The sequence below is a fragment of the Streptomyces sp. NBC_00878 genome, assembly GCF_026341515.1.
Lineage (GTDB): Bacteria > Actinomycetota > Actinomycetes > Streptomycetales > Streptomycetaceae > Streptomyces.
On sequence record NZ_JAPEOK010000002.1, the window covers coordinates 464,607 to 482,184 of the forward strand.

The window sequence follows — 17,578 nt, forward strand, 5'->3', positions numbered from 1 at the left end:
GGCACGACGGGAGACGCTGGAAGAGGAACACCCCATGAACCGGAACGCGGGCGAAACCGCACGCCTGGAGGACGCGGTGCTCACGCGTGCCGCGCAGGCGGGCGACGTCGCTGCCCTGGGCCTGCTGCTGGAACGACACCGTGCGGGTATGCGCGCCGTGGCACTGAGCATCCTGGGACCGGGTCCCGACGTCGACGACGTGCTCCAGGACGCGGCGGTGACCGCGCTCCGCAGCATGGGCGACGTCCGCGACCCGGCGGCCGTGGGCGCATGGCTGCGGATGATCGTGCGCAACGCCTGCCGTTCCCTGTTACGGGGTTCGGTTCACTTCCGGCCGCTCGACGATCTGGACATCCCGTCCACGGACTCCGCTCCGGAGCGGCGGCTGGAGCACCACGCGATGCGGGACTGGATCTGGGAGGCCATCGAAGAGCTTTCCCCCGCACTGCGACTGCCCCTGGTGCTGCGGCACTTCAGCACCGGCGTCACGTCCTACGAGCGGATAGCCGAAGCCTGCGGCGTCCCGGTCGGCACGGTCCGCAGTCGGCTCAACCAGGGACGGGCCAAGCTCGCGACCGCCCTCGCCGCCACAGCGGACGCCCCGCACGGCGACACCGCGCAGCGCGTCCGCGCCAGCCGTGTCGAGGCACACGAGACCCTGGCCGCCGCCGAGGGCGGACGCTTCGGCGCGCTGATGACGGAGCGCTGGTCGCCCGAGATCGCCCTGGTCAGGGGCAACGAACCGGTGGGCGACCGGGGCCTCCTCCTGCGCGGCATGGACGGCGATCTGGAGGCCGGAGTGCGTCAGCGCCTGGCCCATGCCGTGGCCGGCCGGTCCCTCGTCGTCTGGGAGATGGACCTTCTCGCCCCGGCCGACGACCCCGACCACTGCCCGCCCTCGGTGGCCTGGCTGATGACCCTGGACGACGCCGGCCGTCCGCACCGGCTGCGTCTCGTGCACCCCAGGCCGGTACAGGCCCTCCAGTCACTCACCCTGATGTGACGGGCATCACGCAACCCGGATCGAACTTCGCCCGATCTCCGGCGTCCTGCCGGTGTCATCGACACCTGCTGGATACGGAGTACCCCATGACCACCTCCGCGACCGAACCCCTGGCCGCCGGAACGCACACCGTCGAGATCGACGGAATCGTGCAGCGCTATCACGTCCACGGCACGGGACCGGTGTGCGTCGCGCATTCCGGCGGCCCGGGCATCTTCTGGGAGTACCTGCGCATGCCCGCGCTGGAGCGGCACCTGACGGTCGTCTACCCGGAGCCGATCGGCACCGGCGGCTCCGGCCACCTGCCCTCCCACCCCCACGGCTACACCCGGCCCCGCTACAGCCGGTTCCTCGACGCACTGATCGAGCACCTCGGCGTACCCGAGGTGCACCTGCTGGGGCACTCGCACGGCGGATTCGTCGTCCAGTACCACGCCCTGCACCGCCCCGACCGGGTCGCCGGAGTGATCCTCTACGAGAGCGCACCGCTGACCGGCCCCGAGCACGGGGCCGAGGCCATGCGGCTCGTGCAGGCGTTCGCCGAGCGGCACTCCGACCACTCCGAACTCCCCGAGGTCCTGGCGGCTTTCCAGGCCATCCCCACCATCTCCGACGACGCACAGATGACCGCCGTCGCCAGGGGACTGCTCCCCGCGTACTTCGCCGACTACTGGGGCCGCGAAGAGGAGTTCGCTCCCATGCGTGCCTCGGTGCGGGCCGCACACATCTCCGGGCTGGAAGAGAACCTCTTGCCGCACATCATCGACGACCGCGCGGACCTCGGCTCACTCACCGTGCCGACCCTCGTCGTCGTCGGCCGTCACGACGTCATCTGCGGGGTGCGGTGGGCCGAGGAACTGCACAGCCTGATCCCCGGTTCGCAGCTGCTGATCCTGGAGAACAGCGGGCACTTCGGTCACATCGAGGAGCCGGAAGCCTTCTCGCAGGGAGTGACGCGCTTCGTGACGGCCACGGCGGGATCACGCGGCTGACCGTCGTCCCTGCAACACAACTAGGTCATTTGGTCGAAGCCCGCACGGACGGCGCGACCTAGCTTGTATCTGCCCGGAAGGGCCTTGTACCTGCCCGGAAGGGCTCTGACACACAAGGAGCAATCACATGAGTGCCGTGAAGAACATCGTTCTCGTCCATGGAGGGTTCGTCGACGGCTCCGGATGGCAGTCGGTGTACCGCCTCCTGACCCGCGACGGCTTCAACGTCAGCGTCGTGCAGAACCCGACCCACTCCCTCGAAGGCGACGTGGCGGTCACTCATCAGGTCCTCGACGCCCAGGACGGGCCGGCCGTGCTCGTCGGCCACTCCTACGGAGGGGCTGTGATCACCGAGGCCGGCCGGCACGAGGGCGTGGCCGCGCTCGCCTACATCGCGGCCTTCGCACCGGACAAGGACGAGTCCGTCAGCACCCTGATCGCCAACCCGGTTCCCGGCGCGCCCGTTCCGCCGATCCTGCCGCCCCAGGACGGCTTCCTCTTCCTGGACCGCGAGAAGTTCGCCGCGTCGTTCGCCGGTGATGTGGCCCCCGAGGACGCCCAGTTCATGGCTGACTTGCAGGTTCCCTGGGGTGTGGGCGCGCTCGAAGGAACGGTCACCGAGGCCGCCTGGCGTGCCAAGCCGAGCTGGTACCTCGTCGCGACCGACGACCGCATGATCCCGCCGCCGGCCCAGCGCGCGATGGCCGAGCGCACCGGAGCCACCGTCAGCGAGGTCGCCGGAAGCCACGCCATCTACGTCTCCCAGCCGGAGGCCGTGGCGGAGCTGATCAAGCAGGCCGCCGCCCACCAGGCGTAGTTGCCCACCCCGGGCCCAGCTGCCCACCAGGCGTTGCCGCCCACCAGGAGTAGGCGGCGACCGCGTCACGCGGGCCGCCACAAGCGTGAGCTCTCACGAATCCCGACCGGATTTCGTGCCATCAGAAAAGTAGAGAGCCAAGAAAAATGCGCAAGAAGGTTGTACGTCACGGAATAGTTGCCGCCGGCACCGCGGGCGTCGTAGCGGCCGTCCTGCTGGCAACGTCGGCGTCGGCGACGCCGACGTCCCCCCGGACGGACTCCGCCAAGCCGACGGTGGTCCTCGTGCACGGCGGCTTCGCCGACGCGTCGGCGAGCTGGAACGACGTGATCAAGCAGCTTCAGAAGGACGGCTATCCGGTCGTCGCCCCCGCCAACCCGCTGCGTGGACTGCCGACCGACGCGCCGTACCTGGCCAGCGTCCTCAAGTCCGTCAAGGGGCCGATCATCCTGGCCGGCCATTCCTACGGCGGCGCGGTGATCACCAACGCCGCGGCCGACAACCCCAACGTCAAGGCCCTGGTCTACGTCGCGGCGTTCGTGCCCGACAAGGGTGAGCAGGTCGGCGAACTCCTCGGCAAGTTCCCGGGCAGCGAGATCCCCGACGCGGTCAACCCCGTGCCGTTCCCGAACCCGGACGGCACCACCGGTTCGGACCTCTACCTCAAGGCCGACAAGTTCCGCAGCGCGTTCGCCGGAGACCTTCCGGTGCCGGTCACCAACGTCATGCACGCGGCCCAGCGGCCGTTCAGCGCATCGTCGCTGACCGATGTCACCCAGGCCGCCGCCTGGCACACCATTCCCTCCTGGGGTCTGGTCGCGACCTCGGACAAGGCCATTCCGCCGGCGCTGCAGCGCTTCGAGTACCAGCGCGCTCACACCCGTGGCACGGTCGAGGTCAAGGGTGCCTCCCACTCCGTCATGATCAGCCACCCGGACGCGGTCACCAAGCTCGTCAAGCAGGCCGACCGCGGCACGCGCTGAGCACCGTCACTGCTCCGCGACAGTCCGCCCGCTCCCCTTCGCGGGCGGACTGTCCGCCTCGATTTCCGAAGTTCGATTCCCGAGGCTCGATGTCCGACGTTCCATCTCTGAAAGAGAAACAGATTCATGAGTACCGTCGTTCAGCCGTCCGTCGCGGAGCGTTCCGAGGCGGAAGCACTCTTCCGGTTCCAGACGGAGACTCCCGACACCGTCCGCACCACACTGGGAATGAGCGCCACGCGGATCGGTGGGGGAGTGGTGCTCTCGATGCGCAACGACACGACCCACTTCTGGAGCAAGGCCCTCGGCTTCGGCGCCACCGCACCCGTCACCGCCGAGTTGATCGGCGAAGTCTGCGACTTCTACCGGGCTGAGGGGACTTCGCAGGCCGTCCTCCAGATCGCACCCGCGTTCCTGCCCGAGGAGTGGCAGGAGATATGCGAACAGGAAGGCATCGACCCGACATCGTCATCGTCGTGGGTGAAGCTCGCCTGCCCGACCGACGAGGCGGTCGCCCGTGCCGACGCCCTGGACATGACCCCCGACAGAATCCACGTCGCCCCTTTGGAGGCCGACCAGGCCCCTGAGTGGGGAACGGTCATGATGCGGGCCTACGGCATGCCCGTCGAGCAGTACGCGGAGATGGGCGCGGCGACCGCGACCCGGCCGGGATGGCATCCCTTCGCCGCCTGGCTGGACGGGGAGATCGTCGGAACCGGCACCCTGTTCGTCCAGGGCGAGACGGCGCAGATGTTCGCCGGCGCCGTGCTGCCCCACGCGCGCAAGCGTGGCGGCCAGACCGCCCTCCTGGCCGCCCGGGCCCGAGTGGCACAGGAGTTGGGGTGCCGTGTGCTCATCGCCGAGACGGGCGCCGAGGCCCCCGGGACCCGCAACTCGTCCCTGCACAACATGCTCCGGCTCGGCTTCGAGGCGGTCTACGAACGCCGCAACTGGAGTTGGCACCTCACGCACGACGAGCACTGAGGGGCGGCCTGCCCCGCACCGCGGGACAGGCCCGGCTCAGGTACCGACAGGCGAGAGAGCAGAAGCGGACTGAGAGCAGGAGACCGAGTGCAGAGGACCGAGAAGGGAAGCCGGACTTCACGAGGTCGCGTACGTGGCGGTCAGCGCGTCGCGCAGTCCGGCGCGCGAGGTGACGTTCACCTTCCGGAACACGCTCCGCAGATGAGCGGCCACGGTCCGGGGAGACAGGAAGAGCTGCGCGGCGATCTGTTTGTTGGTCAGTCCCGTGGCGGCCAGCTGCGCCACCTGCCGTTCCTGCGGAGTCAGTTGCGAGGGCGCGGCCGTGCCGAGTGCGACGGTCTTGGTGAGGATCCCGCTCGCCCGCAGTTCGTTCGCCGCCCGCGCGCTCCAGGGCGCGGCTCCCAGGCGTTCGAACGTACTGAGCGCGGCCTCCAGGTGCATCCGGGCGTCGACCCCTGCCTTGGCTCTGCGCAGTCTTTCGCCGTACGCCAGGCAGATCCGTGCCCAGTCGAACGGCCATCGCTCGGCGCCGGGCGTGGCGATGGCCGCTTCGAACAGGTCATGGTCGATGAAGTCCGGGAGGGCCATCGCCTCGGCGGCATCGGTGACCATGGCCAGCCGCGGCGAGATGGACGGGATGTCGGTCTTCCTGACCGCCGCGATGTGCGCGGACGCTTCGCCATGGTGGTCCGACCGGGCCGCGGCTTCGGTGAAGTCCAGCATCAGCCAGAGGGCATGAGGCATGTACGGCGGCACCTCGTCGGGCGTGCCGAGGGCCCTCAGAAGCCGGTAGGCGGTGTCGAAGTCCGCACTGCCGAGCGCCGACAGGGCCCGGATATGAGAGGCGTAGACACGGAGCGTCCCCAGTCCCCGGGGATTGCCCCAGGAGACGAGGCGGTCCGCGACCTCGCGTGCGGTGGCGCTGTCGCCCCGCGCGGCGGCCAGCAGCCCCTGAAGGAAGTGGCCCGACGACGCCGGCAGGCGGTAGTCGTACGTCGCGCACCACCCGAGGCCCTCTTCGGTCATCTCCGGCAGGTCGTCCCACTGCCCGCCGGCGTAGGCGTCGTTCGCCAGCAGGAACTGCGCCTGGATCGCCAGGGCGACCGCTCCTCCGTTCCGCCCGTCGTCGATGACGCGCCGCAACGCGCTGCGGCAGCCCGGCAGTCGGTCGACGTAGGAGGCCGAGACGGCGGTCCCGAAGACGCGTACCGGGTCGGACTCCTCGTGCAGGCCGGAGATGAGCTCGTCGAGACGGTCGAGCACGGAGAGCGCCCCGTACGCCGGATTGCCGAATGCACCCAGGATCACCGGCAGCCGGCGGGTCGAGGTGGGCGGCCGGCAGTGCTGCACGACGCTGTCGAAGGAGTGCCACAGCTGCGGCCGCCCGCTGTAGAAGCACACCATGAGCAGCGTGTTGAGCGCTTCGCGCAGGATGTTGTCGTCCGTCTTCCCGGACCTGACATGGGTGTCGATGGCGCCGGCCAGCAGCCGGTGGGCCGTGTCCACGTCGCCTTCACCGTTGAGGAGTTGGCTGGCCGCGGCGGTGGCGGCCGCGAGGGAATCGGTGCCGCCCGGATCGGCGTCGCCGGCATTGTCCAGCAGAGCGCGTACGTTACGGAGATCGCCGGTGATGTTGGCGCCCAGGCAGGCCGCCTCCGCCAGCCTTCGTCCCTTGGCCGTCCCCGTGCTGCTCAGCTCCGAGGCGCGCAGCAGGGTGGTGACGGCGCCGACGGCGTCACCGCGGTGCAGGGTGCTGTAGGCCACCTCGTACAGGAGCGCGGCCACCTGGTCGTCGGGGCCCACGGCGGCGTCGGCGAGGTGCCGGGCCCGGTGCTCGGAGCCTTCCGGGAGTTTCTCGGCGAGCGCCCGGTGTCCCCACCGGCGCTCGGCGCTGGTCGACAGCTCCATGACCGCGGAACGGGTGAGCGGGTGCCGGAACACCAGGCGGCTCGTGGCGGTGTCGACGTGCACGAGTCCGGCCCGCTCGGCGGAACACAGCCCGGCCAGGCCGTCGGGGCCGCCCATGGCCTGCCGAAGGATGTGCAGATCACCCGAGCCGTCCAGGACGGCGAGCAGGAGCAGCTTCCGTGTGGTGTCCGCAAGCGCGCCGATCCGGGTGGAGAAGACCCTCTTGAGCCGCTCGGTCAACGGCAGCACGGCCGGTAGCGTTCCTCGCTCCGTCTGCTGTGCGTCATTGAGCGGGACGGGCAGCTCAAGGAGCGCCAGGGGGTTTCCCCGGGCCTCCGCGACGAGCCGTCGGCGGACCCTGGCGGTCAGGGCGGGGTACCGCTCGGCCACCAACGTGTTCGCCGATTCGTCGTCCAGGGGCTGAACCTCGTACGCGGGTAACCCGGTGCCGCTCAGGAAGGACTCGTCGCTGGTCCGGGACGCGGCCAGCAGGGCGATGGAGCCGGTGTGCGCGGTGCGGGAGGCGGTGTGCAGGTAGCGGGCGACGGTGCCCAGCACCGCGGCGCTGGGCCGGTCCAGCCACGCGACGTCATCGATGAGCAGAGCAAGAGGGCCGCGGTCGGCGGCTGCCCGGGACAGCAGGACATGTACGGCGTCCGCGACGGTGAGCAGTTCGGTCGGCTGCCCTTCGGACAGCCCTCGGACCGCCTGGAGCGTTTCCGCCTGCCGTACGGGCAGCGCGGGAATCTCGTCGGACAGCGGCTGCACCATCTGGTTCAGTGCCGAAAAGCTGACGCACTTCTCGAATGGGGAGCCGGTGACGAAGAGAACCCGGAAGCCGGCCTCGGACGCGCGCAGGGCGGCGGCGTCCAGCAGCGCGCTCTTGCCCACCCCGGCCTCTCCGGTGAGCATCAGCGTGGTACCCCGCGCGACGGCCGTGCCGAAGATCCGGTCGAACATTTCCAGTTCCGCTGATCGCCCGACAAGACGGCCCATTGATGCCATGAAAACTCCCAAAGCGGTCGGTCAGGATCAACCACATGCACCCCGCGGACGGCGACGGTGATGTACGCCGACGGGCCTTCAACCCGGCGGCGTACATCACCGCTCACGCACCTGACGGCTGTTCACACAATGTGTGCCGTCGCATCGGCGGCAGCGCGCTGGGCGGCGATGCGGTCGACGCGGACCGTCTCGCCGTTCACGACCACGGCTTCTCCCGCGACCCAGACATCCGTGACCGCGCGAGAACCGGCGGCCCACATGAGATTGGCGAGCAGGTGGCCGTCCGCGACATCCAGACCTGCCGCGAAATGAGGCCCGTCGACGGAGACATGAATCATGTCCGCCCAGGTGCCGGGGCGAAGTTCGCCGATATCCGTCCGGCCCAATGCCGCGGCTCCGCCAGAAGTCGCCATGAGAAAGGCGTCTTCGGCGGTGAGGGCCAAGGGGTCGGCAGTGGAAAGACGGCAGAACATCATGGCGAGACGGGCTTCCTCCCACAGATCGAGATCGTCGTTGCTCGCGGGCCCGTCGGTACCGATACCGACAGCGACCGACGCGGCCCGCAGTTCGTGGAGGGAAGCCGTTCCGGAGGCGAGTTTGGCGTTCGAGCCCGGGCAGTGCGCGACGCCGGCCCCCGACTCGGCGAACAACTGGATGTCGCTGTCGGAGAGGTGCACCGCATGGGCGGCGAGGAGCCGCCCGTCGAGAAGCCCGCTCGTCTTCAGCAATTGGGGAACCGACCCGTGCCGTTCCCGCTGTGCGACATCCTCGGCAAGGGATTCCGCGACATGGATGTGGACCAGGGCCCCGCGTCGCGCGGACTCTTCCGCCGTGGCGTGCAGAGCCTCGGGAGGCAGGGTGTAGGCGGAATGCGGCCCGTAGCAGAGTTCGATGCGCTCCCCTGGCCCGAAGCGCAGGCCGTCGGTGTCGATCCACTTGCCTATGGCCGCGAGATCGCCGCGCCAGTCGCCGCCCGGCCTGTCGAAGTAGGCGGGTGCGATGAGGACACGGCTCCCGGCTCGCAGCGCCGCGTCCGCCACCTCCTCGGCGTGTGCGTACATTTCGGCGCTGGTGGTCACGCCGTAACGAAGCATTTCCACGCATCCCAGCAGCATCCCCGCGTGGGCGTCCTGTGGCCGCATACGTGCCTCGGCCGGCCAGATGGCTTCCTGCAGCCAGGTCATCAGCGGAAGGTCGCCGCCAAGTCCCCGCAGAAGCGTCATGGGGGAATGCGCGTGGGTATTGACGAGACCGGGAGCGAGGATTCCGGACATATGGCTGCGGGGGACATCGTCCGGTATCGGGGGAGCGGCAGCGGCCTCACCGCAGTAGGTGATGCGTCCCTCGGGTCCGACATCGACCACCGCGTCCCGGAGTACGGAACAGTCCGGGTCCGCCGGCAGAACCACCGGAGCGAAGAAGCGTCGCGAAAATGACATGGGGCGGATCTTTCTCCAATGTGTTGTTGCGGACAGCGGAAACTGCTGGGCCTTCCCCCGAGGAGGCCCAGCAGCGAGCCCTGCTTCGGCGGCACCCCGTCCCGTCTCCGTCCGGAAGGGGTCATCGCCGCCGAAGCGGGAGGGAATCAGGACTTCAGCCGGCGGCCGGAGCCGAGGGAAGGCCCCACTGTGAGAAGTCCACCTGACCGTTGCCGCTCTTCGTCAGGAGATCCTTCTTGCCCGACGTCCAGGCAATGGCGATCTTCTCGCCGCTCGAGATCTCGACGGTGCCCTTGACTCGGTCCTTGTTGGCTTCGACGCACTGGAGCTGGATCGCCTTCTCCTTCAGCAGGCCATCACAGGCCTGCCGCTTCTTGCCGTCCGTGCTCTGAAAGGCGAGCATGACCTTCTTCCCCTGGACGATCATGGCGACCTTGTCGACATCGGATTCTCCGAGCCAGCCACCGTCGAGGCTGTCCGCCTGACCGCTCGCGCTGATACCGCTGGGTGTGGCGGGGGCGCTCGGGGCTTCCGGCGTGGTCGCGATCGCTTCCGGCGTCGCCGGCTTGCTGCTCGACGCGTCGTCCGCCGAATCATCGCTGTTGCAGCCGGTCAGCAGGACAGCGCCGACACCGGCAGCGGCAATGCCGAGCTTCACAAGGTTACGCATTTCTTTTGACTCTCTCATTCGAAACTGGTTCATGTCTTCGGTGCGGACTGGGCGTTGTCGCAGTTCGTCGCGGGTCGCCTCAGGCTCTGATCGAGGTTTCGTCGTGCTGGGCAACTCCCGCAGGGGCGTGGTGGGTCGTGGGGCCGCTTTCGCTGATTCCGAAGCGCTGGTGGAACTTGCGCAGAGGTCCCGGCGCGTACCAGGCCGAGCGGCCGAGCAGCCGCATCGCGGCCGGCAGCAGAACTCCGCGTACGGCGATGGCGTCGATGAGGATGGCCAGACCGCTGCCGAGGCCGAACATCTGCATGAAGCTGACCTTCGCCGTGGCGAACGCGAAGAATCCGACCGCGAGAAGACAGGCCGCGGCGCTGACGATTCTTCCGGTGTGTCCGAGGCCGTGAATGACGGCGTCCTCGGTGTTCTCGCCCGCGTCGTGGAGTTCCTTGATCCTGCTGGTGACGAACACCTCGTAGTCCATGGACAGTCCGAAGGCGATACAGAAGAGCAGGACCGTCATGGAGGTGTCCATCGGCTGGGCGGTGAATCCCAACACCGAGCTCAGATGGCCGTCCTGGAAAATCCAGGTCATCGCGCCGATCGCCGCCGCCAGGCTGATGATGTTCAACGCCAGCGCACGGATGGGCTGGACGATGCTTCCGGTGAACAGGAAGAGGAGGATGAAGGTGGTGACGGCGACCAGGCCGCCGGCGAGGGGGAGACGACCAGCGATCGAATCCTTGGTGTCGAGCAGTTCCGCGTCCCCACCTCCCACCAGTACGTCCTTGGCACCGGCAGGTGCCTTGACCTCTCGGACCACCTGGACGAGGGACTGCGCATCGTCCGACTTGGGCGGAGCGGAGCCGATGACGGTGACGCGCTGGGCGTCGGGGCGTTCCAGGGCCTCGTTCGCCGGGCCGGGGGCCTGTGAGCGTCCCTGTTCGTACGTGCCTGTCGCCGCCTGGACGCGAACGACCCCGTCGAGGCGCGACAGCTGCTCCGCGTAGGTGTCCACCGCCTCGTACCTCAGGGACCCGCTGACGACCACCTGGATGGCGGCCTCGTCATCGCCCTCGAAGTCCGCCTGCAGCGCCGTGGACACCTGCCGGCTCGTGGCGTCCTCGGGAAGGACCCTCTCGTCGGGGGTGCCGAACGTGACGCCCAGGAGCGGCGTCGCGGCGAGCAGGAGCACCGCGAGAACCGGCACGGTGATGAGCACCGGTCGGCGCATCACGGTCCCGGCCAGCCGGCCCCAGAACGGTGCCCGCCGGCGATGCCGGTCGGCCTTGGGCCAGGGGAGCCTGCCGCTGTTGATGCGATGCCCCAACAGCATGAGCAGAGCGGGCATCACGAACAGTGTGCTGACGGCGGCGATGACGACCACGCCCACGCCGGCATAGGCGAACGAGCGGAGGAAGTACTGCGGGAAGACGAGCAGTGCGGTGAGCGCCACCGCGACCGTGCCCGCCGAGAACACGACCGTACGTCCCGCGGTGTGCACCGTCGTTCGCACCGCGTCGGCAACGCTCGTCCCCCGGGCGAGCTGCTCCCGGAAACGGCTGATCATCAACAGCGCGTAGTCGATGCCGAGCCCGAGCCCGAGAGCGGTGGTCAGATTGATGGAGAAGATCGACACGTTGGTGACGCCGCCCAGGATCGCGAGTTCCGCGAAGGTCCCGGCGACGGCCACCGTGCCGATGGCGAGGGGCAGCAGAGCCGCGACCACGCCCCCGAACACGATGAGAAGGAGCAGGAGCGTCACGGGGACGGCGATGACCTCCGCGAGGAGGAGGTCCTGCAGAACCTGCTCGTCCAGTTCGGCGCCTACCGCGCTACCGCCACCGGCCCGGACGGTGAGTCCCTCGTACTGGCCCGCGTACGTGTCGATGATGTCGTGCGCGTTCTCCCCCTGCGTCGATTCGTCGCCCTTCACATGGGCGAGGACCATGGCCGAACGGCCGTCACGGGCAAGCAGCGACTCGCTCTGCGTGTCCCAGTAGGAAATGACGTTGCTGAGTTCGGGTTGCTTGCGCAGCTCGGCCACCAACTGCTTGCCGTCCTGCGCCGCTTCCGGGTCGGTGACGCGCTGGGCGCGACTGCTGACCAGAAACACCAAGTTCGCTTCTCCACCGAACTTCTCGTCGATGACCTGACCCGCACGGGTCGACTGCGAGTCCGGGTCGTCGAAGCCTCCGCCCACGAGTTTCCCGAATGCGCCCACGCCCACGAAGCTCATCGCGGCAACGAGGACGGAAGCTACGGCGAGCACGACTCTGGGCCGCCGGACCGTTAGTTCCGCAACGCGGTCAAACATGACTGTCCTTTTGCGTTCTGACGTCGCTGCTGAGCCAGCGACTTGGGGTGATACCGAGTTGGTCGTTCTTCACGAACACGGCTGCTGTGCCCGCGTCCCTCTTCATCTCCCGTGTCTGTGTGTGTTCTTTTGTGCGTCTGTGCGTGGCTGGACGCGGACAAGACGGAGGGAGGAACCAGAAGTTCGCCCCTGGCGGTGTGAACTGGGTCACGGTGTCGTGGTGGGCGGCGGTCGCCAGTGTTCACGCTGTGGTCATGAACCCCGGGTGAGGCCGCTGGATACGATGAGGTGTGTCTTCCTGGAACCAAGCCGTCTCCCTGTCCTCGGCGAGCGACTGGGACGAGGTCTTCTCCGGCCTCCACGGCGCGAGCCGCATCACCCTGCCGGACCGCACCGCTCCGATGACCGGACGTCTGGAGTGGCAGCAGTCGAAGGCATACGGCCTCGCCCTCTGCTTCGGCGGACCGCAAGCGGTCAACAGGGATGCCCGGCACATCCGGGCCGATCCCCGGGGCACGTACGAACTCCTCGTACCGCTAGCGGGTACGGCCTGGGTGGAACAGGGGCCCTCGTCCGCCGAGCTGCGGCCCGGCACCATGGTGCTGTGCGACATCGACCGCCCGATGACGTTCGCGCACGACGCCGACTTCCTGTCGATCGCCTTCATCATGTCCGGCCAGGACGTCGCCGTGCGCAGCTCGATCGCGGCCTCGGGATCGCACATGCTCGGCAGCGATCGTGGACTGGGCCGAATCGTCCGGCAGTTGACCACGACCCTGCACGAGGAGCGCGAGGAACTCTCCGAGACGACCTTCGACATGGCGTGTGACCGGCTCCTCGATCTGGTGTGCCTGGTCGCGGAGGGCGGCGACGACTTGGCGCCCACCGGGCAACGGGCGACGGTCGAGGCCGAGATCCGGCGCTACATACGCCAGCACGCCTGCGACAGGGACCTGGACGTCGTCGGCATCGCGCGAGCCCTCGGCTGGTCCGCGCGCTATGTCCAGCAGGTGCTGCAGGCGGCCAACACCACCTCACGCGACCTCATCCGCCGCGAACGGCTCAACGTCGCCCGCACCCGCCTCGCCAGCGCGAGCTGGAGCACGTACTCGATCGCGGAGATCGCCCATTCCTGCGGATTCGGCAGTCACGCCTCCTTCGCCACCGCGTTCCGGGCGGAGTTCGGCATGACACCTCGTGAGGCCAGGCAGGCCGCCCGCCCCCTCCGGCCTGAAACGCTCCGGCCTGAAACGCTCGGGCCTGAACTGCCGGACCGGCCCTAGCCGTTGGCCGGAGTGAAGTACCGCCGTGGATTCTCGACCAGCATGGTGGTGAGCTGGGCCTCGGTGACGCCGGCGGCGCGCAGTGCCGGAAGCACCTCGTCGTACAGGTGGGTGTAGTGCCAGTTCGGCGCGATCTTCTCCCGGACGCCGGGCGGGAACCAGCCGATGTGACACGACGCGTCGTGCGACAGGTGTAAAGGCCGGTGGCCGCAACGATGTTGGGGTCGACCTGCTCGTTCACCCGGGCGACGCGCGCGATGTTGCGGCCGAGCCCGATGACGGTGGGGTCGACGATCGTGCGGACGCCGGTCGCGGCAAGGGCGGTGAGCCGGGCCACGGCGTCGCTGACGCGCTCCTCCTCGTCCCAGGTCTCCGCCATGCTCTGCCGGAGTTCCTCGCTCAGGGTGAAGACGTGCTCGTGCATCGGTACGGGGCCCAAGTCGCTCACCGCCACGGGGCCGCGGACGGTCTGGACCTGCGAGGTCGGGAGCATACGGATCCTTTGGTACTCGCCCCGGACTCGCCTGTCGATCGGGCGGCCCGGGGATGTGCGGTGCGGTGTGGTGACGTGGTTCGGTGAGCCTGTACGGGATGTTTTGCGATGGGTTTCGCGATGGGTTTCGCGATGTGTTTCAGGAGCCGGTGACGGCGGCTGCCTGCTTGACGAGGTCGGCCACGGCCTCCGGCTGGGAGACGTAGACCGCGTGGCTGGCGTCGGTCCCGGTGACCGTGCTGCCTGCCCGCTGTGCCATGGCCCGTTGTGCGGCGGGCGGGATCATCCGGTCGTCGGTCGCCACCAGGTACCAGCTCGGCTTCCGCCGCCAGGCGGGCTCGGTGACGGTCCCGCCGAGCGCGTCGACGCCCCACGGCACCTGGGCGTCGGCCATGAACTCGGCCTCGGCCGACGGTAGATCGGCCGCGAAGGAGGCGTGGAACTTCTCCCGGTCGAGGAACAGGAAACCGTCGATCGGCGGGAGGATCGGCGGTACGGGCGCCCCCGGCTCGGGATCGGCGATCAGCGAACCGACGGACTCGCCCTTGTCGGGCGCGAACGCCGCGATGTAGACCAGCGCCGCGACGCCGTCATGGTTGCCGGCCTCGGTGACGACGACCCCGCCGTACGAGTGACCCACCAGAATCGTCGGTCCGTCCTGCGCGTCCAGGATCTGCTCGGTTGCCGCGACGTCCCCGTCGAGGGAGCGGGTGGGGTTCTGCACGACGCTGACCCGGAAGCCGTCGTCCGTCAGCAGACGGTGCACCCGCTGCCACCCGGAGCCGTCCACGAACCCTCCGTGGACCAGTACGACGTTCCTCACCGGCTTCGTACTCATGGATGTTCCTCCCTGCGAACTGTGAACTGTGAACTGTGACGACCGTTCGACGTGAGGACGACTTTTCCAGGGCCAAGGCGAAGCCGTCTTTCGCGTCGGCGCGCAGTCCTTTCGCGTGGGCGTGCTGACCGGCGGCTACCTCGGACGGGACACAGCGGTGACCAGGAAGCTGCACGAAGGGATCACCGAACGCCGGGAGCCGAACCGATCTCCACCACGCGGGCCCACGCGGGCGGGGTGTCAGGGACGTACTCGGGATCGTCCTCGTCCCACGACCCGGAGCCGTACGGCCGAGGGAACAGACCCACCACCGTCCGGCAGGACGGCCGCGCGCTCGGCCAGGGCGTCTGACCGTCGGTCAGGACCACGACGACATCCGGCCGCGGCCGCGTACGGAGTGCCTTGGCGAAGCCCGTGCGCAGGTCCGTGCCCCCGCCGCCCAGCAGCGGAATCCCCTCGGCACGGCACAGCGGGTGCACGACCCGGGCGGCCGCGTCGCACGGCAGTACGGAGACCAGGTCCCGGCGGCCGCCCACGGCACGGGAGATCGCGGCGACCTCCCGGAGCGCACTGCCCAGTTCGGCGTCGCTGACCGAGCCGGAGGTGTCGATCACCACGGAGACCCGGGGCGGCCTGCGCCGGAGACTGGGGAGCACCACGCCCGGCAGCCCGGCCGAGCGGCGGGACGGACGACCGTAGCTGTAGTCCTCGCCCGCGCCGGAGCCCGAGGTCGCCGAACGGATCGCCGCGCCCAGCAACTCCCGCCACGGCTGCGGTGGTTGGAACGCCTCCTCCGCCCATCGCTGCCAGGCCTTGGACGCGTGGCCCGGGCGGCCCTTGATGCCCTGGGCCACCCGGAACCGCACCGCGTCCCGTTCCTGCGCGCTGAGGCCGTGCGCGCCGTCGGGTCCCAGTTCCCACTCCCTTTCCAGACCGTCCGCACCACTGCCGCAGTCCAGCCAGGTGTGGTTCTGGGTGCGCGGCCCGAGCCGGAACTGCCGCAGGTAGTCCTCCATGAGTTCCCCCTCGGACAGCCCCAGGGAGCCCGGCTCGACGACGTCTTCGGGTTTGACCAGCCCGTCGCCGTACACGTCGTCGTTGATCTCGCAGTCCGCGGCGATGTTCATCCGCAGCCGTTCCCCGGGCCCGGTCAGCCCGCGTTCCTTCGCGACCCGGTCGCTTCGCCCGTGGTGGTCGCGCAGCAGGTGCGACACCTCGTGCACCCACACACCGGCCAACTCCTCCACCGGCGTGCGGTCCACGAACGCCGGTGAGACGTAGCACCGCCAGTGTCGGTCGACGGCCATCGTCGGCACCGACCGCGACTCCACGGCGTGCAGCGCGAACAGCGCCGTCGCCAAGTAGGGCCGGGCCCGGGCCGCCTGCAGCCGGGCGGCGAAGAGCTTGTCGAGGTCCAGTGCCCTCGTCGGCCGCCCGATCACCGGCCCGCCTTCGTGGCGACGCCGGCCCGGGCCGCCGCACGGTCCGCCCGCCGGGACATGGACACCGCTCCGGCGAGCCGTTCGATCGACGCCGGAACATCCCAGTCCTCCTGGCGCAGCGAGGCGAGCGTGGTCGCGGGAACGACGACCAAGTCCGGGGCGCCGGTGTCCAGTGCCCGTACCAGGAGCGCCCACGCGGCGTCCCAGCGCGCCTGGTCGGGACGCTTGCGGACCGCGGCCACGATACCGTCGAGCACGGCCTGCCGCAGATCCCCCCGCTCGGGCAGGGCGGCGGACGCCGGGTCGGCGAGCAGCAGTTCGGGGTCCGGGAGGTCCATACGGTCCAGACCGGCCAGCAGTTCCAGCCCGGGACCGTCCCCCACCGTTCCCCTGACCAGCAGGGACAGCGTCTCCCGGGAGGAGCCGGCCGCGGTCGCGAAGGCGATCAGGCACAGGGCCATCTCCCAGCTCCGCGGGGACGGCCAAGGACCGCCCCGACGCGTCTCACTGGTGGGCAGCCGGTGTACGAGCCCGGGGCGGGCGGCGAGGAGTTCGCACACGGCACGGCGAGCGAAGGCCACGGCTTCCGGCAGCCGCTCCGGATCGAGCCGCGGCAGTGTGGCCCGCGGCCAGGTCCCGCCGAGGCCGCGCACCACCACGTCGTGGTCGTGGGTCCACTGAAGATGCACGAACCGGTTGGCCAGGGGAGGGCTCAGCTCCCAGCCGTCGGCGGCCGAGGACCGTGGATTGGCGGCGGCCACGATGCGTACGCCGGGCGGCAACCGCAGGGCGCCGATGCGCCGTTCGAGTACGAGGCGAAGCAGCGCGGCCTGCACGGCCGGCGGCGCGGTGGACAACTCGTCCAGGAACAGCAGCCCGCGGCCGGCCCGTACCAGTCGGACCGCCCAGTCCGGCGGGGCCATCGGGACGCCCTGCTCCGCCGGATCGTCGCCGACGACGGGCAGCCCGGAAAAGTCCGACGGCTCGTGCACGCTGGCGATGACCGTGGTCAGCGGAAGGTCGAGGGCCGCCGCGAGCTGGGTCAGGGCCGCGGTCTTGCCGATACCCGGCTCGCCCCAGAGGAGGACGGGCAGGTCGGCGGCGACGGCCAGCGTGAGGGCGTCGAGCTGGATATCGGGGCGAGGTTCCGTGGTGGTGTCGCGCAGGCGGGCCAACAGGTCGGCGGCGATGTCCAGTTGGGAGGTGTGCGCCGGGTCGGAGGGTGAGGGTGCGCTGGGCGCGGTGAACGGGCTGTATGTGGGCATGTTTGATCACCTGGGGGTTTCGTTGGAGCGGTGGATGAGGCGCAGGCAGGCAGGGAGGGATGCACCTGGGGCAGCGGGCAGCGGGCAGCGGCGTGGCAGGGAAGGCGAGACGTTCCTGAGTCAGCGGGCGGTGGCGTGGCGGCGA

At 69.6% G+C, this 17,578-nt stretch carries 14 protein-coding genes and 1 pseudogene; 6 read left to right on the forward strand and 9 right to left on the reverse strand.

Features of this window, described 5'->3' with window-relative positions:
* Window positions 1–34 precede the first annotated feature (34 nt).
* The 5 genes from OHA11_RS46250 (at window position 35) to OHA11_RS46270 (ending at window position 4,779) form a co-directional block, all read left to right on the forward strand.
* Window positions 35–1,003: an RNA polymerase sigma factor gene (locus tag OHA11_RS46250; RefSeq protein WP_266508444.1), complete on the forward strand. Its 969-nt coding sequence runs from the start codon at window positions 35–37 to the stop codon at window positions 1,001–1,003.
* Window positions 1,004–1,089: 86 nt separating this feature from the next.
* Entirely contained in the window at window positions 1,090–1,995 is a 906-nt protein-coding gene (locus OHA11_RS46255) for an alpha/beta fold hydrolase (RefSeq protein ID WP_266508445.1), read from the forward strand.
* 127 nt (window positions 1,996–2,122) lie between these two features.
* On the forward strand, window positions 2,123–2,812 hold the full coding sequence (locus tag OHA11_RS46260) for an alpha/beta fold hydrolase (protein ID WP_266508446.1): 690 nt from the start codon (window positions 2,123–2,125) through the stop codon (window positions 2,810–2,812).
* A gap of 146 nt (window positions 2,813–2,958) precedes the next feature.
* Window positions 2,959–3,795 (forward strand): alpha/beta fold hydrolase, encoded by an 837-nt coding sequence (locus tag OHA11_RS46265; RefSeq protein ID WP_266508448.1) that lies wholly within the window; start codon window positions 2,959–2,961, stop codon window positions 3,793–3,795.
* 126 nt (window positions 3,796–3,921) lie between these two features.
* Window positions 3,922–4,779: a GNAT family N-acetyltransferase gene (locus OHA11_RS46270; RefSeq protein ID WP_266508449.1), complete on the forward strand. Its 858-nt coding sequence runs from the start codon at window positions 3,922–3,924 to the stop codon at window positions 4,777–4,779.
* Between the two features lie 117 nt (window positions 4,780–4,896).
* On the opposite strand, the gene OHA11_RS46275 is transcribed toward OHA11_RS46270, so the two are convergent.
* From OHA11_RS46275 to OHA11_RS46290, 4 genes are all read right to left on the reverse strand, one after another.
* Complete coding sequence (locus OHA11_RS46275; RefSeq protein WP_323186801.1) at window positions 4,897–7,692, reverse strand: AAA family ATPase; 2,796 nt, start codon at window positions 7,690–7,692, stop codon at window positions 4,897–4,899.
* 122 nt (window positions 7,693–7,814) lie between these two features.
* Entirely contained in the window at window positions 7,815–9,131 is a 1,317-nt protein-coding gene (locus tag OHA11_RS46280) for an amidohydrolase (RefSeq protein WP_266508453.1), read from the reverse strand.
* Window positions 9,132–9,285: 154 nt separating this feature from the next.
* Window positions 9,286–9,789, reverse strand: a complete 504-nt coding sequence (locus tag OHA11_RS46285) for a hypothetical protein (RefSeq protein ID WP_266508455.1) — start codon at window positions 9,787–9,789, stop codon at window positions 9,286–9,288.
* Between the two features lie 91 nt (window positions 9,790–9,880).
* Window positions 9,881–12,112, reverse strand: coding sequence for an MMPL family transporter (locus tag OHA11_RS46290; RefSeq protein ID WP_266508457.1), 2,232 nt, complete (start codon window positions 12,110–12,112; stop codon window positions 9,881–9,883).
* Window positions 12,113–12,402: 290 nt separating this feature from the next.
* On the opposite strand from OHA11_RS46290, the gene OHA11_RS46295 reads away from it, so the two are divergent.
* Window positions 12,403–13,395 (forward strand): AraC family transcriptional regulator, encoded by a 993-nt coding sequence (locus OHA11_RS46295; RefSeq protein WP_266508459.1) that lies wholly within the window; start codon window positions 12,403–12,405, stop codon window positions 13,393–13,395.
* Here the strand turns inward: OHA11_RS46295 and OHA11_RS48450 are convergent.
* From OHA11_RS48450 to OHA11_RS46320, 5 genes and pseudogenes are all read right to left on the reverse strand, one after another.
* On the reverse strand, window positions 13,392–13,586 hold the full coding sequence (locus tag OHA11_RS48450; protein WP_323186804.1) for a hypothetical protein: 195 nt from the start codon (window positions 13,584–13,586) through the stop codon (window positions 13,392–13,394). The genes OHA11_RS46295 and OHA11_RS48450 overlap by 4 nt on opposite strands.
* A gap of 41 nt (window positions 13,587–13,627) precedes the next feature.
* Window positions 13,628–13,888 (reverse strand): annotated as a pseudogene (locus OHA11_RS46305) (phosphotriesterase-related protein); the annotation flags it as partial.
* A gap of 139 nt (window positions 13,889–14,027) precedes the next feature.
* Window positions 14,028–14,726: an alpha/beta hydrolase gene (locus tag OHA11_RS46310; protein WP_266508461.1), complete on the reverse strand. Its 699-nt coding sequence runs from the start codon at window positions 14,724–14,726 to the stop codon at window positions 14,028–14,030.
* A 182-nt stretch (window positions 14,727–14,908) separates the two neighbouring features.
* Window positions 14,909–16,168, reverse strand: coding sequence for a VWA-like domain-containing protein (locus OHA11_RS46315; protein WP_266508462.1), 1,260 nt, complete (start codon window positions 16,166–16,168; stop codon window positions 14,909–14,911).
* Window positions 16,165–17,433 (reverse strand): AAA family ATPase, encoded by a 1,269-nt coding sequence (locus OHA11_RS46320; protein ID WP_266508463.1) that lies wholly within the window; start codon window positions 17,431–17,433, stop codon window positions 16,165–16,167. The genes OHA11_RS46315 and OHA11_RS46320 overlap by 4 nt, the downstream gene beginning before the upstream one ends.
* Between the last annotated feature and the right edge of the window lie 145 nt (window positions 17,434–17,578).

Coding starts and splice junctions, on each gene's coding strand:
- OHA11_RS46255 (WP_266508445.1), top strand. CDS start 1,090: ATGACCACCTCCGCGACCGAACCCCTGGCCGCCGGAACGCACACCGTC.
- OHA11_RS46250 (WP_266508444.1), top strand. CDS start 35: ATGAACCGGAACGCGGGCGAAACCGCACGCCTGGAGGACGCGGTGCTC.
- OHA11_RS46290 (WP_266508457.1), bottom strand. CDS start 12,112: ATGTTTGACCGCGTTGCGGAACTAACGGTCCGGCGGCCCAGAGTCGTG.
- OHA11_RS46275 (WP_323186801.1), bottom strand. CDS start 7,692: ATGGCATCAATGGGCCGTCTTGTCGGGCGATCAGCGGAACTGGAAATG.
- OHA11_RS46265 (WP_266508448.1), top strand. CDS start 2,959: ATGCGCAAGAAGGTTGTACGTCACGGAATAGTTGCCGCCGGCACCGCG.
- OHA11_RS46260 (WP_266508446.1), top strand. CDS start 2,123: ATGAGTGCCGTGAAGAACATCGTTCTCGTCCATGGAGGGTTCGTCGAC.
- OHA11_RS46310 (WP_266508461.1), bottom strand. CDS start 14,726: ATGAGTACGAAGCCGGTGAGGAACGTCGTACTGGTCCACGGAGGGTTC.
- OHA11_RS46280 (WP_266508453.1), bottom strand. CDS start 9,131: ATGTCATTTTCGCGACGCTTCTTCGCTCCGGTGGTTCTGCCGGCGGAC.
- OHA11_RS46270 (WP_266508449.1), top strand. CDS start 3,922: ATGAGTACCGTCGTTCAGCCGTCCGTCGCGGAGCGTTCCGAGGCGGAA.
- OHA11_RS46320 (WP_266508463.1), bottom strand. CDS start 17,433: ATGCCCACATACAGCCCGTTCACCGCGCCCAGCGCACCCTCACCCTCC.